Origin of the sequence: Halomonas sp., from assembly GCF_034520545.1 — a bacterium.
Classification (GTDB): domain Bacteria; phylum Pseudomonadota; class Gammaproteobacteria; order Pseudomonadales; family Halomonadaceae; genus Halomonas.
In genome coordinates this window covers 33,760-51,462 of the sequence record NZ_JAXHNN010000016.1, presented here as the reverse complement: position 1 = coordinate 51,462, position 17,703 = coordinate 33,760, and the positions used below count along the sequence as shown (strand labels likewise).

23 protein-coding genes and 5 pseudogenes are annotated in these 17,703 nt (G+C 68.1%); 14 read left to right on the top strand and 14 right to left on the bottom strand.

All coding sequences use genetic code 11. From position 1 onward, the window contains the following. On the top strand, positions 1-351 hold the full coding sequence (locus U5L98_RS17375) for a hypothetical protein (protein ID WP_322559512.1): 351 nt from the start codon (positions 1-3) through the stop codon (positions 349-351). Between the two features lie 96 nt (positions 352-447). Here the strand turns inward: U5L98_RS17375 and hypE are convergent, their stop codons facing one another. From hypE to U5L98_RS17330, 11 genes and pseudogenes are all read right to left on the bottom strand, one after another. Further along, on the bottom strand, positions 448-1,476 hold the full coding sequence (gene hypE / locus U5L98_RS17370) for a hydrogenase expression/formation protein HypE (protein WP_322559511.1): 1,029 nt from the start codon (positions 1,474-1,476) through the stop codon (positions 448-450). Continuing rightward, positions 1,473-3,082: pseudogene (locus U5L98_RS17365) on the bottom strand (Sua5/YciO/YrdC/YwlC family protein); the annotation flags it as partial. The gene hypE and the pseudogene U5L98_RS17365, both read right to left, overlap by 4 nt. A 5-nt stretch (positions 3,083-3,087) precedes the next feature. After that, entirely contained in the window at positions 3,088-3,366 is a 279-nt protein-coding gene (locus U5L98_RS17355) for a hypothetical protein (protein ID WP_322559510.1), read from the bottom strand. Positions 3,367-3,403: 37 nt separating this feature from the next. Next, positions 3,404-3,544 (bottom strand): annotated as a pseudogene (locus U5L98_RS19135) (hypothetical protein); the annotation flags it as partial. An 11-nt stretch (positions 3,545-3,555) separates the two neighbouring features. Then, the gene (locus U5L98_RS17350; RefSeq protein ID WP_322559661.1) at positions 3,556-3,777 is read right to left on the bottom strand and encodes an acylphosphatase; all 222 of its coding nucleotides are present in this window, start codon (positions 3,775-3,777) and stop codon (positions 3,556-3,558) included. Then, a pseudogene (locus U5L98_RS19130) lies at positions 3,672-4,207 on the bottom strand (hypothetical protein); the annotation flags it as partial. The gene U5L98_RS17350 and the pseudogene U5L98_RS19130, both read right to left, overlap by 106 nt. Beyond that, a complete protein-coding gene (locus tag U5L98_RS17345) occupies positions 4,198-4,704 on the bottom strand; it encodes a hypothetical protein (protein ID WP_322559509.1) in 507 nt (168 codons plus the stop codon). The gene U5L98_RS17345 and the pseudogene U5L98_RS19130, both read right to left, overlap by 10 nt. Beyond that, positions 4,613-4,984, bottom strand: a pseudogene (locus tag U5L98_RS19125) (hypothetical protein); the annotation flags it as partial. The pseudogene U5L98_RS19125 and the gene U5L98_RS17345, both read right to left, overlap by 92 nt. Before the next feature lie 143 nt (positions 4,985-5,127). Continuing rightward, entirely contained in the window at positions 5,128-5,955 is an 828-nt protein-coding gene (locus U5L98_RS19120) for a hypothetical protein (protein ID WP_416208275.1), read from the bottom strand. A gap of 18 nt (positions 5,956-5,973) precedes the next feature. Beyond that, positions 5,974-6,180 carry a hypothetical protein gene (locus tag U5L98_RS17335; protein ID WP_322559508.1) on the bottom strand — a complete coding sequence of 69 codons (207 nt, stop codon included), beginning with the start codon at positions 6,178-6,180 and terminating at the stop codon, positions 5,974-5,976. Next, positions 6,173-6,370, bottom strand: a complete 198-nt coding sequence (locus tag U5L98_RS17330) for a HypC/HybG/HupF family hydrogenase formation chaperone (protein ID WP_322559507.1) — start codon at positions 6,368-6,370, stop codon at positions 6,173-6,175. The genes U5L98_RS17335 and U5L98_RS17330 overlap by 8 nt, the downstream gene beginning before the upstream one ends. A gap of 336 nt (positions 6,371-6,706) precedes the next feature. Here U5L98_RS17330 and dbpA point away from each other — a divergent pair. The 3 genes and pseudogenes from dbpA to U5L98_RS17305 all read left to right on the top strand — a co-directional run bounded on the left by dbpA (position 6,707) and on the right by U5L98_RS17305 (position 9,186). Beyond that, a pseudogene (gene dbpA, locus U5L98_RS19115) lies at positions 6,707-8,165 on the top strand (ATP-dependent RNA helicase DbpA). A gap of 387 nt (positions 8,166-8,552) precedes the next feature. Then, positions 8,553-8,696, top strand: a complete 144-nt coding sequence (locus U5L98_RS17310; protein WP_322559503.1) for a hypothetical protein — start codon at positions 8,553-8,555, stop codon at positions 8,694-8,696. Between the two features lie 10 nt (positions 8,697-8,706). After that, positions 8,707-9,186, top strand: coding sequence for an RIO1 family regulatory kinase/ATPase (locus U5L98_RS17305; RefSeq protein WP_322559660.1), 480 nt, complete (start codon positions 8,707-8,709; stop codon positions 9,184-9,186). 180 nt (positions 9,187-9,366) lie between these two features. Here the strand turns inward: U5L98_RS17305 and U5L98_RS17300 are convergent, their stop codons facing one another. Further along, a complete protein-coding gene (locus U5L98_RS17300; protein ID WP_322559502.1) occupies positions 9,367-9,498 on the bottom strand; it encodes a hypothetical protein in 132 nt (43 codons plus the stop codon). A 284-nt stretch (positions 9,499-9,782) separates the two neighbouring features. Here U5L98_RS17300 and U5L98_RS17295 point away from each other — a divergent pair, with 284 nt between their 5' ends. The 5 genes from U5L98_RS17295 to U5L98_RS17275 all read left to right on the top strand — a co-directional run bounded on the left by U5L98_RS17295 (position 9,783) and on the right by U5L98_RS17275 (position 11,674). Then, positions 9,783-10,106, top strand: coding sequence for an AAA family ATPase (locus U5L98_RS17295; RefSeq protein WP_322559501.1), 324 nt, complete (start codon positions 9,783-9,785; stop codon positions 10,104-10,106). A 1-nt stretch (position 10,107) separates the two neighbouring features. Next, positions 10,108-10,680 carry an AAA family ATPase gene (locus tag U5L98_RS17290; protein WP_416208278.1) on the top strand — a complete coding sequence of 191 codons (573 nt, stop codon included), beginning with the start codon at positions 10,108-10,110 and terminating at the stop codon, positions 10,678-10,680. Beyond that, positions 10,602-10,868: a hypothetical protein gene (locus tag U5L98_RS17285; protein ID WP_322559659.1), complete on the top strand. Its 267-nt coding sequence runs from the start codon at positions 10,602-10,604 to the stop codon at positions 10,866-10,868. The genes U5L98_RS17290 and U5L98_RS17285 overlap by 79 nt, the downstream gene beginning before the upstream one ends. Continuing rightward, positions 10,793-11,113, top strand: a complete 321-nt coding sequence (locus U5L98_RS17280; RefSeq protein ID WP_322559499.1) for a hypothetical protein — start codon at positions 10,793-10,795, stop codon at positions 11,111-11,113. Before U5L98_RS17285 ends, U5L98_RS17280 begins: the two co-directional genes overlap by 76 nt. Before the next feature lie 126 nt (positions 11,114-11,239). Then, the gene (locus U5L98_RS17275) at positions 11,240-11,674 is read left to right on the top strand and encodes a DUF4399 domain-containing protein (protein WP_322559498.1); all 435 of its coding nucleotides are present in this window, start codon (positions 11,240-11,242) and stop codon (positions 11,672-11,674) included. 25 nt (positions 11,675-11,699) lie between these two features. Here U5L98_RS17275 and U5L98_RS17270 read toward each other — a convergent pair whose 3' ends face one another. After that, entirely contained in the window at positions 11,700-12,593 is an 894-nt protein-coding gene (locus tag U5L98_RS17270; RefSeq protein ID WP_322559497.1) for a bile acid:sodium symporter, read from the bottom strand. Between the two features lie 94 nt (positions 12,594-12,687). Between U5L98_RS17270 and menA the strand changes: the two genes are divergently transcribed. After that, complete coding sequence (menA, locus tag U5L98_RS17265; RefSeq protein ID WP_322559496.1) at positions 12,688-13,575, top strand: 1,4-dihydroxy-2-naphthoate octaprenyltransferase; 888 nt, start codon at positions 12,688-12,690, stop codon at positions 13,573-13,575. A 16-nt stretch (positions 13,576-13,591) separates the two neighbouring features. Here menA and U5L98_RS17260 read toward each other — a convergent pair whose 3' ends face one another. After that, positions 13,592-14,314, bottom strand: coding sequence for a YebC/PmpR family DNA-binding transcriptional regulator (locus tag U5L98_RS17260; RefSeq protein ID WP_322559495.1), 723 nt, complete (start codon positions 14,312-14,314; stop codon positions 13,592-13,594). Between the two features lie 150 nt (positions 14,315-14,464). Here U5L98_RS17260 and U5L98_RS17255 point away from each other — a divergent pair, with 150 nt between their 5' ends. The 4 genes from U5L98_RS17255 to U5L98_RS17240 all read left to right on the top strand — a co-directional run bounded on the left by U5L98_RS17255 (position 14,465) and on the right by U5L98_RS17240 (position 17,690). Continuing rightward, the gene (locus tag U5L98_RS17255; RefSeq protein WP_322559494.1) at positions 14,465-15,652 is read left to right on the top strand and encodes a Xaa-Pro peptidase family protein; all 1,188 of its coding nucleotides are present in this window, start codon (positions 14,465-14,467) and stop codon (positions 15,650-15,652) included. Positions 15,653-15,719: 67 nt separating this feature from the next. After that, positions 15,720-16,475 carry a DUF72 domain-containing protein gene (locus U5L98_RS17250; protein WP_322559493.1) on the top strand — a complete coding sequence of 252 codons (756 nt, stop codon included), beginning with the start codon at positions 15,720-15,722 and terminating at the stop codon, positions 16,473-16,475. A gap of 263 nt (positions 16,476-16,738) precedes the next feature. Then, positions 16,739-16,957: a hypothetical protein gene (locus tag U5L98_RS17245; protein ID WP_322559492.1), complete on the top strand. Its 219-nt coding sequence runs from the start codon at positions 16,739-16,741 to the stop codon at positions 16,955-16,957. A gap of 133 nt (positions 16,958-17,090) precedes the next feature. Beyond that, on the top strand, positions 17,091-17,690 hold the full coding sequence (locus tag U5L98_RS17240; RefSeq protein WP_322559491.1) for a rhomboid family intramembrane serine protease: 600 nt from the start codon (positions 17,091-17,093) through the stop codon (positions 17,688-17,690). The last annotated feature ends 13 nt before the right edge of the window (positions 17,691-17,703 follow it).

Here is a 17,703-nt window from a genome sequence, read left to right as displayed (position 1 = left end):
ATGGATCGCCAGCGCCGCGAGGTCGCAGGCGCGTACGCCGATGACCGCCGTTGGCTGGGCTTCGGGAGGCTGCTCGCGGAACACCAGCCGGCCGTCGGGCTGTCGCTCGCTTCGCCACAGGGTCTCGCGAGGGGCAAAGGTCAGTGGCTTGATCGCCTGGGGGCCCGTGGCCCAGTCGAAGACGCGTCCGGTGTCGGTGCGCTCGAGCCGGTAGTGGCCGGGGGCCTGCTCGTCGGTGATCCCCAGGGGGAGCTGCTCCACCCGCGAGAGGGGCTCGAAGAGGATGGCATGATCGCGCACCCGGGGCCCGATGACCTCATAGCCCGCCTCCACCAGCCGGTCGAGGAGTGACTGGAGGCGTTCTCTTGTCAGGAAGTGCTGTACCTTCATGGTGCCATGTCCCGTTCAAAGGTCGTCAGGTGGCCGGCGCGCCGACGTCGCCGGGCCTCAGCAGATGCGCGGCAGCGGGTCGTCCTCGAGCTCCAGCAGGAGGCGCTCGCCGCCCCACTCGTTGACCAGCAGCAGCCGGTCGTGGTGCGGGTCGAGCGTGCCGATCCGCTGCGCCCCTCGCCCCTGCGGCAGCGACTGCCAGCGGTGCAGGGCCTCGTCGGCCTGGTCCTCGGCCACGATGGCCACCACCCGTCCCTCGCAGGCGATATAGAGGGGGTCATAGCCGAGCATGTCGCAGGCGCTGCGCACGCTGCCGCGGATCGGCAGCCGCGCCTCCTCGAGGGTCACCCCCTGGCCCGTGGCATGGATGACCTCGTGGAGCACGGTTGCCAGGCCGCCGCGGGTCGGGTCGCGCATGAAGCGCAGGCCGGGCATCTCCAGCAGTGCCTGGGTCAGGGGCACCACGCTGGCGCTGTCGGAGGCCAGCGTGCCGCTCAGGCCGAACTCCTCGCGGGCCAGCATCACGGCAATGCCATGGTCCCCCACCGGCCCGCTGACCAGCACCGCATCGCCGGGGCGAATGGCGTCGAGGCCGAGGGCCAGGCCGCGCGGGCGCATGCCGATCCCGGAGACCCCGAAGTAGAGCCCGCCACACAGGCCGCGCGGCAGCACCTTGGTATCGCCGGCCACCACCTGGACGTCGCAGGCCCGGGCTGCGGCGGCGAGGCTTTCGACGATCCGCTCGAGCTGCTCCAGCGCCAACCCCTCCTCCAGGAAGGCGTTGACGCTCAGGTAGCGCGGCATGGCGCCGGCGACGGCGAGGTCGTTGACGGTGCCGTGCACGGCGAGGCTGCCGATGTCGCCCCCGGCGAAGAACAGCGGCTGCACGGTGACGCCGTCGCTGGTGAAGACCAGCTCCTGGTCCTCCTCCGTGGCGGCGGGCAGCACGGCGGCATCGGACAGCGGGGCCAGCCAGGGGTTGCCCAGGTGGCGGACGAAGACCGACTCGATCAGCTGGCGCATGAGGCGCCCGCCGTTGCCGTGGGCCAGCGTGATGGTGGCCGTGTCCCGTGCAGGCTGTGTCACTCACTTCTCCTCATGCCTGGCCAGTCGTGACGCGCCAGGGTCTCCATGACCTGGCCGACGCTGATGGCGGCGTCGTTGCAGGGCAGCCGCTGGTGCAGCAGCACCGTGAAGCCGTCGCGTTCCAGGGCCTTCACGGCCGCCTCGGTCAGCCGCCGGTTCTGGAACACGCCCCCGGTCAGGCCGAGGGTATCCACCCCGCTCGCGTCGCGGGCCGCGTTGGCCTGCCAGCGAAGCACCTGGACCAGGGTGGCATGGAAGTCCGCAGCGCGCCGGCAAGGGGCGAGCCGCGTGTCGTGGAGGTGGCGGATCAGCGGACGCCAGTCACAGCGTAGCACCCCGCTTGGGTCGCGTTGGTGAGGCAGGTCCAGGGCACAACCGTCGCCGTCGGCGAGGGCTTCCAGCCGCATGGCGGCCTCGGCCTCGTGGCTGATCCGGCGAATCGGCAGCAGCAGGGCCGCGGCGGCATCGAAGAGCCGCCCCACGGCGGAGCATGACGGGGCGTTGAGGCGTTGCTCCCAGCCTCCCCGCAGCAGCGCCAGCTCGTCGTCGGTCGCGGGGGCCTGCGGTGTCGCGAGCCCGCTCTGCCAGGCCAGGGTGACGGCCAGGCGCCAGGGTTCCCGGATGGCCGCCTCGCCGCCGGGCAGGTCAAAGGGCGCGAAGGAGGCGTGGCGCTGCCAGCGACCGGGTCGGCCGAGCAGGGCCTCGCCGCCCCACAGGGTGCCGTCCGGGCCCAGCCCGGTGCCGTCCCAGGTGAACACCAGGGTCGGCTCCCGGAAGCGGCCATGTTCCCCGCACAGGGCGGCGGCATGGGCGTGGTGGTGGGCGACCTCGCGGCAGGGCAGGCCGCTGTCGCGGGCCCAGCGGGTGCCGTGGTAGCCCGGGTGGGCATCGTGGAGGATCCGCTCCGGACGCACGCCATAGAGCCGCGACAGGGTCGCGACCTGGCGCTCGAAGGCCTGCTGGGCGCCAAGGCTCGAAAGGTCGCCGATATGTGGCGACAGCACCAGTCGCGCCTCCCAGGCGAGGCAAGCCGTGGCCTTCTGGTGCGCGCCCACCGCGAGCACGGCCCGGGACTCTTGACAGGACAGGGGCCAGGGCAGCTCGAGCTCCAGGGGGGCGGCGCCTCGCCCCAGGCGCAGGGGGCGCGCCCGGCCGGCGATGGGCCGCCGGACGCCGTCGTCGACGCCCTGCAGGATGGGCCGGTCATGATGCAGGAAGGCGTCGGCGATCCGGGCGAGGCGCTGCTCGGCCACGGCGGGGTCGGTGACGATGGGCTCGCCGGCGAGGTTGGCCGAGGTGGCGACCAGCGGGCGCCCCAGGGCCTCCAGCAACAGGTGATGCAGCGGCGCATAGGGCAGCAGGGCGCCGACCTCATCGAGCCCGGGGCAATCCCCTCCGCGAGGCCGTGATCGGCCCGCAGGGGGAGCAGCACGACCGGACGCTCGTCGGCGCGCAGGGCCTCGGCGGCCAGCGGCTCGAGCCGGGCGTGCTCGCGAACGGCGTCCAGGCCATCCTCGCCCCGCCAGGGAAACATCACGGCGAGCGGCTTGTGCGGCCGGTGCTTGCGCTCGCGCAGGGTTGAAACCGATGCCGGTCGGCCGGCATCGGCCATCAGGTGGTAGCCGCCGACCCCCTTGACGGCCACGATCCGGCCATCGGCCAGCGCCGCGATGGCGGCATCCAGCGTGCCTCCCGTAGGACCGGCAGCGTCCGCTCGCCCTGCACGAAGCCCTGTTTGAACTTCAGCCGGGGCCCGCACTGCGGGCAGCCGATCGACTGGGCATGGAAGCGCCGGTTCTCCGGGTCCTCGTATTCCCGCCGGCAGGCAGGGCAGAGCGGGAAGGCCTTGAGGCTGGTGCGCGCACGATCGTAGGGCAGCCTTTCGATCACGCTGTAGCGCGGGCCGCACTGGTCGCACGTGGGTGAAGGGGTAGCGGTAGTGGCGGTCCTGCGGGTCGTGCAGCTCCGCCAGACAGGCCGGGCAGACCGGGGTATCCAGCGGCAGGTGGACCGGGCCCGCCTGTTCGTCCTCGTCATCGCTTGGCTGGATCACGAAGGGCTGGGGCATGAACGAAGAGCTCAGCCTCGCCGCGATCGTCTCGCGACAGGCGAGGCGCGGACGCGCCAGCCGCGGGGCATCAATGAGCAGGGCGCGCTCGAACGTCGCCAGCCGGTCGGCGCTCCCTGGGCCTCGATCACCACCTCGCCGCCATGGTTGCGCACCTGGCCGGCCAGCGCCAGCCGGCTGGCCAGGCGCTGGACGAAGGGGCGAAAGCCCACGCCCTGGACGACCCCGGCCAGCCGCCAGCGTCGCGCTTCCAGCCCGGGCGTTGGCTCGACCGGGGCCGTCTACCAGGCGCAGCGTCGACCGAGGTGGCGGCGATCCGCCGGGTGGACGGGCCCTGGGCCGAGCGGACGCCGTGGCTCCACCAGATCCGGCAGGCCCCTTCCTCGGAGACCATGCAGGGGCCCACGGGGCTGTCCGGCCGGCAGGCGCTGCCATAGAGCCGGCACTCTGGCGGTCGGATTCGCCCAGCACCACCTCGGCGCAGTCGCAGCCGGGCGGCATCTCGCCGCGGCGGGCATAGGCGGCCTCGAACACCTCGGGAAACTGCCGGCGGGCGTCGCGGTGGGCGAGGGCGTCCGTGCAGGCATAACCTGAGTCGGGAAGCGAGCCGATGCCGCGCCACTCGGCGTCGCTGACCTCGAACCGCGAGGCCATCAGCGCCTGTGCCCGGCGGTTGCCGCTGGCGGTGACACACTGCGGGTAGGCGTTGTCGAGCCGCGGGGACCGGTAGCGAGCGCCTGCAGCAGCACCGCATGCAGGCCCGCCAGGATCAGGCCGGGGGTGAAGCCGGCCACCGCGGTGGGCAACCCGTGCGTCTCGGCCACGAAGCGCCACTGCTCGGCGCCCATGATGGTGGCCACATGCCCCGGGGCGATCAGCGCATCGAAGCCCGCGGTGCCGTCCTCGAGCAGGTGGGCGATGGCTGGCCAGGTCTGGCGGGCGCTGAGCAGCAGCAGCAGGTTGTCCGGCAGGTCCGTCCGCGAGAAGAGGGCGGCGATCGGCGCCGTGGTCGTCTCGAAGCCGGCGGCGAAGAAGACCACCCGCTGGTCCGGGATGCCGGCGGGCCAGCGCCAGCACCTCGCCGGGGGAGGCGACCGGGACCACCCGGCCGCCGAGGGTGCGGGCCGCCTGCAGGGAGCGGGGCTCCCGCCGAGGCGCATTGCAGGGCACCCGCACCATGTCGCCGAAGGTGGCGACGATGACGCCGTCCGCGAGGCTCAGCGCCACCGCGGCATGGATGTCCTCCTCGGGCAGACGCAGCACCGGGCAGCCCGGCCCGGGGATCAGCTCCAGGTAGTCGGGCAGCACCTTGCGCAGGCCGGCCTGGGTGATGGTGCGCTCAGGTGGCCGCCGCAGACGTTCATGATCCGCAGCTGGCCCGACGGGGGCCGGGGCAGGGCGCGTATCCGGGTCCAGCCACTCGCCGGGAGACGGGGACATCATGGGTCAGGCAGCGCCGTGGGGGCGGGTGCAGCCAGGCTCTCGCCAGCCGAGCGGGGCCAGGCGGAAGGCCGGTCGGCGCCGCTCGGCGAGGCCGGCCTCGAGCCACGCGAGCCGGGCATCGAGCGGGCCCGACTTGCCGCTCAAGCGCCATCACCGGGGCGCTGGAGGCGACCCGGTGCATGCGCGCCGCCACCGCCTCGACGTCGAAGTCGTCGAGGACCGGCGAGCAGGTCGGTCTGGTGACCAGACACCAGGTCGCTGGCGCGGAACATGACCGGGTACTTGAGCGGCTTGTCGTCGCCCTCCGGGGTCGAGAGCAGGGTGACATTGGCATGCTGGCCCAGGTCGAAGCTCGCGGGGCAGACCAGGTTGCCGACATTCTCGATGAACAGGATGTCCAGCTCGTCCAGCGGCAGCGCATGGGCCGCGCGATGGCACCATGGAGGCATCCAGGTGGCAGGCGCTGCCGGTGGTGATCTGGACGGCGAGGCACGCCCCTGGCACGAATGCGCCGGGCGTCGTTCTCGGTTTCCAGGTCGCCCTCGATCACCGCCAGGCGGCAGCGTGACGCCCAGCGCCTCGATGGTGGCCTCCAGCAGGCTGGTCTTGCCGGCGCCGGGCGAGGACATCAGGTTGACGACCAGCAGCCCGGCGCGGTCGAAGTGCTCGCGGTTGTGGCGCGCGACCAGCGACGTATGTCGGCCTGCAACCCCTCGAGCACCTCCACGGTGTGGACGTCGTGCTCGGTCGAGGCGTGCTGCAGGTGGTCGGGGAAGGCGCAGCCGCAGGTCTGGCACACGATGGAGGCTCCTGTTATCCGGTCGGGGGAGAAGGGTAGCGGCGAGGTCGACGCTGACCAGCAGGAGCTCGTCGCCGCCGGTCAGCCGGGTCTGCCGATGGCCACAGAGGGGGCAGGCCAGGTCATTGACGCTGGCCTCGGCCTCCTGAGCGCAGCGCGGGCAGTGCACCCGGACCGGCCAGGGTCGTCATCTCCAGCCGCGCGCCCTCGGCGGCGCGTATGGCCGCTGGCCGAGCGGAAAGGCCTCGTGCATCAGCGCGGCCTCGACTACCCGGAGAGCGGCCCGATGCGGAGGCAGACGCGACGAATGCGCGCGCGCGCCGTGCTCGGCGAAGGCGACCCCGCCGAGGCCGGCCTGGCGGACCAGCGAGCGGCAGAGGCTCAGTTCATGCATGCATCTGGCCTCCGTCGCCCGTCTCTGCGGGGGTGGCGTCGTCCATCTCGTCGAGCAGTCGCCAGGTCGCCAGGGCCTCCTCGGCGTCCAGTCGCTGGAGGGCGTAGCCGACATGCACGATGACGAAGTCGCCCACGGCGAGGTCCTGGTCCTGGACCAGCATCAGGTCGATGTCGGCGCTCGATGCCACGGGAGGCCGCGCGCCGCCGTCTCGCCGTCCATGCGGGTGATCTGCATGGGAATCGCCAGGCACATGATCCTCTCGCCACTCCCCACGAGGTGATCGTCGCTGGTACTGGACGATCGGCCGTCGATGAAACGGCGCATGCTGCGCATACTCGCGGCCACACCGGCCTCGCCCTTCACCAGCTATCGAAGAGGGCCGTAGTAGGGGGACATCGATCGTGGCCAGGTGGAGACGGGACTTGCAGAAGTCCGTGACAGCATCATCGGGTCGGGGTGATACGCGGCACTTTCTGCTCTCCTGCGCGCGTCTTCCCATTATCGCTCCCACGGCCCCGGCCCGATGGCGTCCGCCGTCGTCGCGCGCTGTCCCGGTGCCCGCCTTCCCTTGCAGGTCTATCACGTGTCTGATTCCTCTCCCGATTTCGCCACGCTGTCGCTGGCGCCGGAATTGCTCGAGCAACCTCGCCTCGCTGGGTTATCACGCCATGACGCCGATTCAGGCCGAGAGACCTGCCGCCCATGCTGGCTGGCCGCGACGTGATTGCCCGGGCGAAGACCGGCTCGGGCAAGACCGCCGCCTTCGGCCTGGCACTGCTGTCACGGCTGTCGGTGGCGGACTTCCGGGTGCAGGGGCTGGTGCTCTGCCCGACCCGCGAGCTGGCGGACCAGGTGGCCGGCGAGATTCGCCGCCTGGCGCGCAGCCTGCCCAACGTCAAGGTGCTGACCCTGTGCGGAGGTGCCCCGCTGGGGCCGCAGCTGGCGTCGCTGGAGCACGGGGCGCATATCGTCGTCGGCACGCCGGGGCGGGTAGAGGAGCACCTGCGCAAGGGCTCGCTGGCGCTGGGGGCGCTCGAGATCCTGGTGCTGGACGAGGCCGATCGCATGCTCGACATGGGGTTCCAGGCGGCCATGGAGGCGATCATCGCCGAGACCCCGGCGAGCCGCCAGATGCTGCTGTTCAGCGCCACCTATGCCGAGGGCATCCGGCCCATCGCCGAGCGGCATGATGCGTGAGCCGGTCACCGTGGAGGTGGCCGAGTCCCATGATGCGACCACCATCCGCCAGCACTTCTACCGGGTGGCGGACGAGACGGCCCGTTTCGAGGCGCTGCGCCGCCTGCTGTTGCACTTGCGTCCCGCCTCCAGCGTGGTGTTCTGCAATACCAAGCGCGAGACCGACGAAGTGGCAGAGGCCCTGAATGACGGCGGGCTTCAGTGCCCTGGCGCTGCATGGTGATCTCGAGCAGCGGGACCGTGATCGCCTGCTGGTGCTGTTCGCCAACGGCAGCGCCTCGATCCTGGTGGCCACCGACGTGGCCGCGCGCGGGCTGGACATCGATGCCCTGGATGCGGTGTTCAACTACCGCATCGCCCGCGAGCTTGAAGTGCATGTCCACCGTGTCGGGCGTACCGGCCGGGCCGGCGGTTCCGGAGTGGCCTGTACCCTGCTTAGCGAGCAGGAGGACTACCGGCTGGCAAAGCTCGCCGAGCTCCTCGGAGAGACTCTGGAGACCGAGCCGCTGCCTCCCCGCGCGGTGCTGGAGCGCCAGCCTCTTCGCCCCGCCATGGCGACGCTGCAGCTCGGCGGCGGCAAGAAGCAGAAGCTGCGCCCCGGCGACATCCTCGGCGCCCTGACGGGCGAAGGCGGGATTGCCGGGGAGCAGGTAGGCAAGATCAAGGTGCTCGCCAACAGTGCCTATGTGGCCGTGCGACGCGATGTCGCCGACGCGGCCCTCGACCAGTTGGGCAGCGGCAAGCTCAAGGGGCGCAACTTTCGTGCCCGCCGCATCAGCCGCTGACCGGAAAACAACGTGATACGCCCGCGGAATCACCGGCGGCAGGGTTCTATGCCAACGTGGTGACATGAAGATACCCAAGAGATTACAACCGCTGGTCGACGACGGCCTGATCGACGCGGTCGAGAGCCAACTGATGAGCGGCAAGGAAGCCCAGGTGTACGTCGTGCGCTCCCACGGCGAGCGGCGCTGTGCCAAGGTCTTCAAGGAGGCCAAGCAGCGCAGTTTCAAGCAGGCCGTGCAGTACCAGGAGGGACGCAAGGAGCGCAACAGCCGCCGCGTCCCGGGCGATGGCCAAGAAGACCCGCTACGGCCAGAAGGAGCAGGAGCAGGCCTGGCTCAACGCCGAGGTCGACGCCCTCTATCGGCTGGCCGCGGCCGGACGTGCGGGTGCCCAAGCCTGATGGCTTCGTCGACGGCGTGCTGCTGATGGAGCTGATCACCGATGCCGAAGGCCTGACCGCGCCGCGGCTGGACGACGTGACCCTGACGGCCGACGAGGCCCGGGCACTATTACGCCAAGGTGATCGATGACGTGGTGCGCATGCTGTGTGCCGGCCTGATCCATGGCGATCTGTCCGAGTTCAACGTGCTGCTCGCCGCCGATGGGCCCGGTGATCATCGACCTGCCCCAGGCGGTCGAGGCCGCCGGCAACAACAGCGCGCGAGACGAATGCTCGAGCGCGACGTCGACAACATGCGTCGCTACTTCGGCCGCTTCGCCCCGGAACTGCTGGCCACCGATTACGGCAAGGAGATCTGGGCGCTCTACGAGGCCGGTGAACTGCACCCGGGCATCCAGCTGACCGGCTGTTTCCAGCACGACACCGACTACCGTGGACGTGAACGAGCTGATGACCGTGATCGACGACGTGCGCGAGGAGGAAGCCGAGCGCCGCGCCTCACTCTCCCGCGATCAGGAGCCCGGCGTAGAGGAAGCCGCCGAGGAGTGGCGGGAAACTCGACCGCGAGCGTTGAGGCCCGCCCCCGGCCTTGTAATCCATGGTGGGGATCGGCATGTTAAGCGGTCTGCCCCCATCGCTGAGCTCACCATGCCCCGATACGATAATGACGCCTCATCCGACCAGCAGCGCAACAAAACCAAGCGTTCGCCTCTCTGGGATCCCGAAGAAGCTCAGCCCTCTCGTCGGCAGTGGTTGTCCTTCATCTGCATCGCCCTGGTCATCGTGCTGCTGTTCCACTATCACCTGATTCGGCGCAGCGTCACCAGCAGGTCGAGCTCACCTATTCCGAATTCCCGACGGCCGTCGAGCAGGGGCATGTCGACGTCGGTCACGCTGCGCGGCCAGTCGGTGGAAGGGACCTTCAGCGACATCGGGCGTGAGGCACGAGGAGCTCGGACGAGACCGAGGAGGGCTTCGAGGCTACGCGCCCCGAATGTCGAGGGCGAGCGCCTGCTCGAGCGTCTGCAGTCGAACGGCGTACGTATAGACGCCGAGCCCATTGACCCGCCCTGGTGGCAACGCGTTCTCGTCGGTGCTCTGCCGTGGATCCCTGATGCTGGGCCTGCTGTTCGGTTCTGGAATCGCATGCAGCAGCGTGCCATGTCGGGTGGAGGACTGTTCAACATGGGCAAGTCCAGTGCCCGCCAGGTGAGCAGTGAAGAGCCAGGTGCGCCTGGACGACGTGGCAGGCTCGGAGAACGCGAAACGCGAAGTTCTCGAGGTGGTCGAGTTTCTCAGGGAGCCGGCGCGTTTCCAGGCGCTGGGCGCCAAGATTCCTCGCGGCATCCTGATGATGGGGCCTCCCGGGACGGGCAAGACGCTGATGGCCAAGGCGGTAGCGGGTGAAGCCGCCGTGCCGTTCTTCAGCATCAGTGGCTCGGAGTTCATCGAGATGTTCGTGGGCGTGGGGGCATCGCGTGTCCGCGATCTCTTCAAGCAGGCCAAGGAGCAGTCGCCGGCGGTGATCTTCATCGACTGAGCTGGATTCCATCGGTCGCTCCCGAGGCGCCGGCATGGGTGGCGGTCATGATGAGCGAGAGCAGACGCTCAACCAGATTCTCTCCGAGATGGATGGGTTCCAGGCGGATGAGCCCGTCGTCGTCCTGGCCGCCACCAACCGGCCCGACGTGCTCGACTCGGCACTGCTGCGGCCGGGTCGCTTCGATCGCAAGGTGACTCTGGAGAATCCGCATCGCGAGGCGCGCCGCGATATTCTGCGTGTCCATACTCGCGACATGCCATTGGCCGATGACGTCGATTTCGAGCGACTGGCCGAGATCACGATCGGCTTCTCGGGGCGGACCTGGCCAACCTGGCCAACGAAGCCGCCCTGCAGGCGGGTCGTCAACGACCAGAAGGAGGTGGACTGGGCCTGTTTCTCGGCGGCCGCGACCGCCTGCTGCTGGGTGAGGCCAAGGACGTCGGCTTCTCCGCAGCGAGGTCATATCGTGGCTATCACGAGTCTGGCCATGCGCTGCTCGCCTACCTGCTGCCCAAGGCCGACCCCCTCGAGAAGGTCACGGTGCTGCCACGCGGCCGCGCCTTGGGCGTGACCGCGCAGGTGCCCGACGAGGAGCGCTACAACCATGGCGAAGCCTATCTGCGGGACCGCATCACCGTGATGTTCGGTGGTCGCCTGGCGGAATCCATCCGGTCTTCGGGGAGGTGTCCAGCGGCGCCGAGAAAGAACTCGAGCAGGCCACGCAGCTGGCACGGCGCATGGTGGCACGCTGGGGGATGAGTGAACGCATCGGGCCGGTGATGTTCGCCCGAGAGCCAGGAGCATGTCTTCCTGGGCAAGGAGATGGCTCAGTCTCGCGAACACAGCGAAGCCATGGCGGGGCTGGTCGACGAGGAGATAAAACGGCTGTTGAGCCGAACTCGAAGCGCACGGCCGTGAGCTTCTCGAAGCGCATCGGGATGATCTGGACACCCTGGCCTCGGCCCTGGAGGAGCAAGAAACCCTGGAGGCCGATGCGATCGTGACCTTCTCGGCAGTACCCAGCCGCGACCCCGCGCCTAGTCGTGCACGGTCCCGGTCCGGCTCGACTACGCTGTAGGCGAGTGTCGCCCGCCGCGGGCGACACCCGGGTAATCGGTAAGGAGACGGCAATGAACAAGTGGATTACGGGCGTGGCCCTGGCGGGCAGCATGCTGCTGGCCGGTCCGGCTCTGGCCCAGATAGAACGCTCCTCGGCTCCGCAGGGTACCGAGGTCTACTTCATCTCACCTGAGGACGGCGCTACCGTCGAGAGCCCGCTGACCGTGCGCATGGGTCTCACTGGCATGGGCGTGGCGCCTGCCGGCATCCAGGCGGGGGCTACCCGCCACCACCACCTGCTGGTGGACAAGCCGCTGAACGAGGTCGACCTCGACCAGCCCCTGCCGGCCAACGAGGCGATGCGTCACTTCGGCGGCGGCCAGACCGAAACTACCCTGGAACTCGAGCCCGGCGAACATACGCTTCAGCTGCTGTTCATGGATGCCAGCCATGTCAGCTTCGACCCGCCTGTGGCTTCCGACGCCATCACCGTAACGGTGGAGTAGGACTGCCGGCCGTCAGGCACCGCGGTCAGCGCCTCTCGGCGACCGCGGGTGCCGGGTGGCGATCGCGCCACAGGCAGGCAAACATCCACACGAATACCGGCACGTTCATCAGCAGGCCGTAGAGCAGCGGCACCAGGCCGATGGCCGGTTGCTGCAGCAATACGAAAGCCACCATCATTGCTACGCCGGCGTTCTGCACGCCCACCTCAACGGTGATGGCGCGTGCGCTATCGTGAGGCAGATGCAGCCTCCGGGCGACTCCGTGTCCCAGCAACATGCTCAGCAGGCAAAGGAGCAGCACGGCGAGAGTCTCGATGCTTATCAGGGCCGGCAGTCGCTCGACGTGGCTGATGAAGAGCGCCACCACTACCGAGACCATCGCCACCCCCGTGAATCCCTTCACGCCGGGCAGTATACGTTCGTGCCAGGTGGCCGGCAGGGCCCGACGCAGCAGCATGCCGGCCAGCACCGGCAGGAGGGTGACCAGCAGCAGCTGGCCGACGGTGTGCCAGTAGGGCAGCGCGAGACCGCCGGAAGTGAGGCCCAACAGCTCGAGGTTCCAGCCCATGACCAGTGGGAGGGTGAAGGGAGCCAGCACGGCAGCGATGGCGGTCAGGGTGACCGACAGGGCCAGGTCGCCCTGAACCAGGTAGCTGAACATGTTGGAGGTGGCCCCGCCCGGTACCAGGGCCACCAGCAGCAGGCCGGCCGCTGCCAGCGGCGGCAGGGGAAGCAGCAGAACCAGCCCCCAGGCGAGCAGCGGCAGTGCCAGCATCTGCAGGCCGATGCCGAGCAGGACGCGCCGAGGGTGGTGCCAGGTGCGAGCGAAGTCGGCCCCGATCAGGCTGAGCCCCATGGCCATCATCACGCTGGCCAACACCCAAGGCAGGGCCACCTGGGACAACCAGGCTGCGGACATCCTTTCTCCTTGCAGGGACATGGGATACGCCACAGAGTATGCCCCATGTCATGCGTTGCTGCGAAGACAGATAGCGCTTTCAGGGAGGAAGACAATGTCCGTGGCGGTGAGCCACAAGGTAACCATCTGGGTTCAGACGCTACGCCCGCGCACGCTGCCGGCGGCGGTCGGGCCGGTGCTGCTTGGCCAGGGGCTGGTGATGCCCGGACACTTCAACTGGCTGACTGCCGTCCTCTGCCTGCTCTGCGCGCTCGCGCTGCAGTTGGCGGTGAACCTGGCCAATGACCTCTTCGATGGCCTCTCTGGCGTTGACCAGCCCGACCGCCTGGGCCCCACTCGCGCCTTGCAGGCGGGCTGGCTCAGGGCCACTGAGCTGCGCGCTGGCCTCGCCGTGACCCTGGGTGTTGCCGTAGTAACGGGGCTCTGGCTGGTGCTGTTTGGCCACTGGCTGCTGTGGGTGCTGGGGGGCCTGGCACTGCTCGGCGTGCTCGGCTACAGCGGCGGGCGGTGCCCCTACGCCAACCGGGGGCTGGGGGAGGTGGCGGTGTGGTGCTTCTTCGGCCCGGTGGCAGTGCTCGGCAGTCTGCTGGCCCAGCAGAGCCCGATCATGCTCGAGGCGGTGGCGGCCGGCGTGCTGGTGGGCATGCCGGTGGCCGCCATCCTGGTGGTCAATAACCTGCGCGACCGCCATACCGATGCCCGGGCCGGCAAGTTGACCCTGGCGGTACGCTGGGGGGCGGTGGCGACCCGTCGGTTTTTCGCACTCATGATGCTGGGACCGCTGGCGGTCACGGTGCCGTTGGCGCTGCCGGGTTGGGCCTGGGGGACCTGGGGATTGATCGGCCTGGCGGCGCTGGGACTGATACGCGAGATGCAGCGCCGCGACGGCGCGGCGCTCAATGCGTTGTTGGGTCTGACGGCGCTCTATTCGCTGGCCGTGGCCCTGTGGCTCTGGCTGCGGCTGGTGGTGGCCGCCGGCTGAGCGACAGGGCCATGGATCACTCGGGCAGCTCGGCGCTGTGGAAGACGTTCTGCACGTCGTCCAGGTCGTTGAGGGTATCGAGCAGCTTCTCGAACATCGCTACGTCGTCACCTTCGATCGAGGTCGTGGTCTGAGGCACGAACTGGATCTCGTCGATTTCGAAGTCGAGCTCACCGAAGGCGTCGATCAGCGCCTGCTTGGCCTTGGCGTATTCGGTATGGGGCGCGAAGACGGTGATATGGCCCTCCTCGCTCTCGATGTCGGTGACGTCCACATCGGCCTCCATCAGCGCCTCGAGGGTGGCGTCCTCGTCATTCCCCGGGAAGGCGAGGATGGCGCAGTGGTCGAACATGTGGCTGACGCTGCCCGGGGTGCCGAGCTTGCTCTTGGCCTTGTTGAAGCAGGCGCGCACGTCGCCGAAGGTGCGGTTCGGGTTGTCGGTCAGACACTCCACGATGACCATGCAGTTGCCCGGCCCGAAGCCCTCGTAGCGGGCGGGAGAGAAGTCCTCGCCGCCCACGCCGCTGGCCTTGTCGAGCGCCTTGTCGATCACATGGCTGGGTACCTGGTCCTTCTTGGCGCGTTCGATCAAACCGCGCAGGGAGAGATTGCCCGAGGGGTCGGTGCCGCCCTGCTTGGCGCAGACATAGATCTCGCGGCCGTACTTGCTGTAGACCTTGGTCTTGGCGTCGGCCGTCTTGGCCATGGATTCCTTGCGGTTCTGGAAGGCCCTGCCCATTGCACTGTCCTGTGGCGTTGAAATACGAGGCTGGATTCTACGAAACCGGGGCGGAGGCGAACAGGGATATTTTGTCGTCATTCATGCAGGACCTGGCAGTCGTCATGGCTACACTGCCAGGAAGACTTATTCACGCTGGAGCGTCATTCGATGGATCATCATGCCTACCGCCATGCGCTGGCCGATTGTCTCGCCGAGAGCGAGTTGCCCTTTGCCCCCGAGGAGTTCGCGGCGCGTCGGCGCCGGGTGCGACAGGCCATGCAGGCCGTCGGGTTCGATGCACTGCTGCTGACCGATCCTGCCGACATCTTCTACTTGACTGGCTATCACACCTTCGAGGTCTCGGTGTACACCTGTCTGGTCGTTTCGGCCGACCGGCTGGTGCTGCAGGTGCCCTCTATCGAGACCGGCCCGGCCGTGGTCACCGCCAAGGTGGATGAGATTCTGGGCTATCGCTGGGAAGGCATTGAGGAGGTGATATCGCCGCTGGCGGAGATCCTCGCCCCCTTCCCTGCCATCGGGCTGGATGTCTTCGGGGCCGGCCTGCGCCACGGGGTCATTCGCGAACTGCAGGCACGCCTTGGCAGCGGACGCTTTCGCGACGATGGCGGTGAACTGCTCGACCGCATCCGCATCGTCAAGACGCCCGCGGAGCTCGACTGCCTCAGCGAGAGCGCGCGCATCACGTCCGCTGGGCTGCGGGCGGCCATCGAGGTCATCGCGCCCGGCGTGACCGACAACGACGTTGCGGCGGAGGGCAGCCGGGCGCTGCTGGCGGCAGGCAGCGAGTTCATGAGCCTGCAGCCCATCGTTACCACCGGCCGGCGCATCAGCGTCATCCACGTCAACCACAAGCGCCATGCAATCGCCGCGGATGAGCCGGTGTTCCTGGAGTTCGGCTCGGCCTTTCACCGCTATACCGCGCCAATGATGCGCACCGCCGTGGCTGGCCGGGCCAGCACCGAGATGCAGGCGCTGCGCGATGTCTGTCGCGAGATGTTCGAGGCGTTGATAGCCTCCATGCGGCCCGGCCGAACCTTCGACGATGCTGCCCGTGCTGCCGAGGCCGTGCTGGCGCCTCACGCCGAGCGCGTGTTTTTCTCGGGAGTCTTCGGCTATGCGGTAGGGGCACAGTTCCCGCCGAGCTGGGTCGAGGGTACCGGCTACATCGCTCGTGGCCAGCATCGCGAGTTCTCTGCCGACATGGTCTTCCATCTGCCTCTCTGCCTGCGACTGCCGGGGCAGTGGGGCATCGGCCTCAGCGATACCGTTCGGGTCACCCCCGACGGTGGGCAGCCGCTCACCGACAATGATTGGCAGCTGCATGAGCGCCTCTGAGGTGCACCACGCCCCCAGGGAAACCCTGACCTGGGCTGAGAACGCCGTCAGAGACGCGAGGTGAACCATGGCCAGCTCAGCACGCCGGGAGCCGAATCGCAGGGGGCGCCTGAGGATAGGCACGTCCGGTTACCAGTACCCACACTGGAAGGAACGTTTCTATCCCGCCGACCTGCCGCAGAAGGCGTGGTTCGACTACTATGCCGACTGCTTCGATACGGTGGAGATCAACGCCACCTTCTACCATCTGCCCCGTGCAGATACCGTCGACGGCTGGCGGGAGGACGCGCCGTCATCGTTCGAGTATGCCCTCAAGTTCAGCCGTTACGGCAGCCACATCAAGCGGCTCAAGGACCCCGGGCAGAGCATCCCCCCCTTTCTCGACCTTGCCGCTCGCCTCGAGGGGCATCTCGGACCGGTGCTGGTGCAGCTGCCGCCGAAATGGAAGCCGAGACCGGACCGTCTCGACGCCTTCCTGGCGGAGGCGCCGGGCCGCTTCCGCTGGGTTGTCGAGGTGCGCGATCCGAGCTGGCTCAATGAGGAGATCTTCAGCGTGCTCCGTGAGCACGGTGCGGCCCTCTGCATCCACGACATGCTGGATAACCATCCGCGCGAGCTGACGACGGACTGGACCTACCTGCGCTATCACGGCGATCGCCATGCCGGCTGTTATACGCACCAGTTCCTGACCGCCGAGGCGGATCGGCTGGCCGATCTGCTCAAGGACGGTCACGGCGTCCATGCCTACTTCAATAATGACGAGGCGGCTCACGCCATACACGATGCCTTGGCGCTCAAGCGCTATGTGGAGGGTCGCCTGTGAGCCTTATGTCGCGACGTCCTTCGTTTAACAGCGTGTTGGCCCGAGCTTTCTCCTGATTTGCACTCGATGACGTTTCTCCTGCAGCATGAATTGGCAAGGCAAACCTGGACATGACGAGGATCAAGCAGGACGCTGGTCTGATGGCATTCTGCGCACGAACATCTATATATTAGGAGACCGATGACGGCAAGCGTAGCTTGCAGAGGTTCCATGACAGGGCCGATCGGGCTCTTTCTGTATCGACCATCACCTTGGAGGAACGCATGACGCAAACAGTGACAGCTACCTACGACGATGCCATGAAGGCCGTCAACGCATACGATGAGCTGATTTCCAAGGGCTTTCCCCGGGAGAAGTTGTATCTCGACAAGGAGGCCGGCGAAGTCAAGGTGATCGTTCCCGACTCGTCGCAGCCTGAGGCAGAGGAGATCCTCAAGCGCCACGAGCCGAATGACACCCGCTCGGCGCCTTACGAGGACTAAGCCGCTCAATCAGGCAAGACGCTGCGTAACACTTGTGCTGCCTCCAGCTGACCGGGCGTCCGCTGGAGGTGTCTTTTTTCATGTCACTTCACCACAGCCTTCCACCTGAAAGGATCTCGTTATCCAGGAGCCCATGATCACGCTCTCCCTCATCGCTCTCACCGTCATCGTGTCCTTGGCGGCCTGGCGGTCGCCGTCCCTTCTCGCGTCGCTGATCTACTGGCCACCGGGCGTGGCCAAGGGACAGTGGTGGCGGCTGCTCACGCATGGTTTCATCCATGCCGACGGAGCCCACCTGCTCTTCAACATGATCACCTTCTACTTCTTCGGCAGGGTCATGGAGCAGGTTTTGACGCCACGCATCGGTGCCTTGGGCTTTCTGCTCTTCTACCTGTCGGGCATTCTCGTTGCCATCCTGCCCAGCCATCTTCACCATCGTGGCGACAGCCAGTACCGTAGCCTTGGGGCGTCGGGAGCGGTGGCGGCGATGCTGTTCGCTTACATTCTCCTGCAGCCCTGGTCGCTGCTCTTTGTCTTCTTCGTGCCGGTACCTGCGATCGTCTTTGCGATCGTCTACGTAGCCTATTCGTTTCACGCCAGCCACCGTGGGGGGAGCAAGATCAATCACAGCGCTCACCTTTGGGGCGGTGCCTGGGGCGTGGCGTTCATGCTGCTGCTCGAGCCGGGGCTCGGGCCGCGCTTTGTGGAGGAGCTGTTGTCGAAGCTCCCCTAAGCGTGCCGACGGA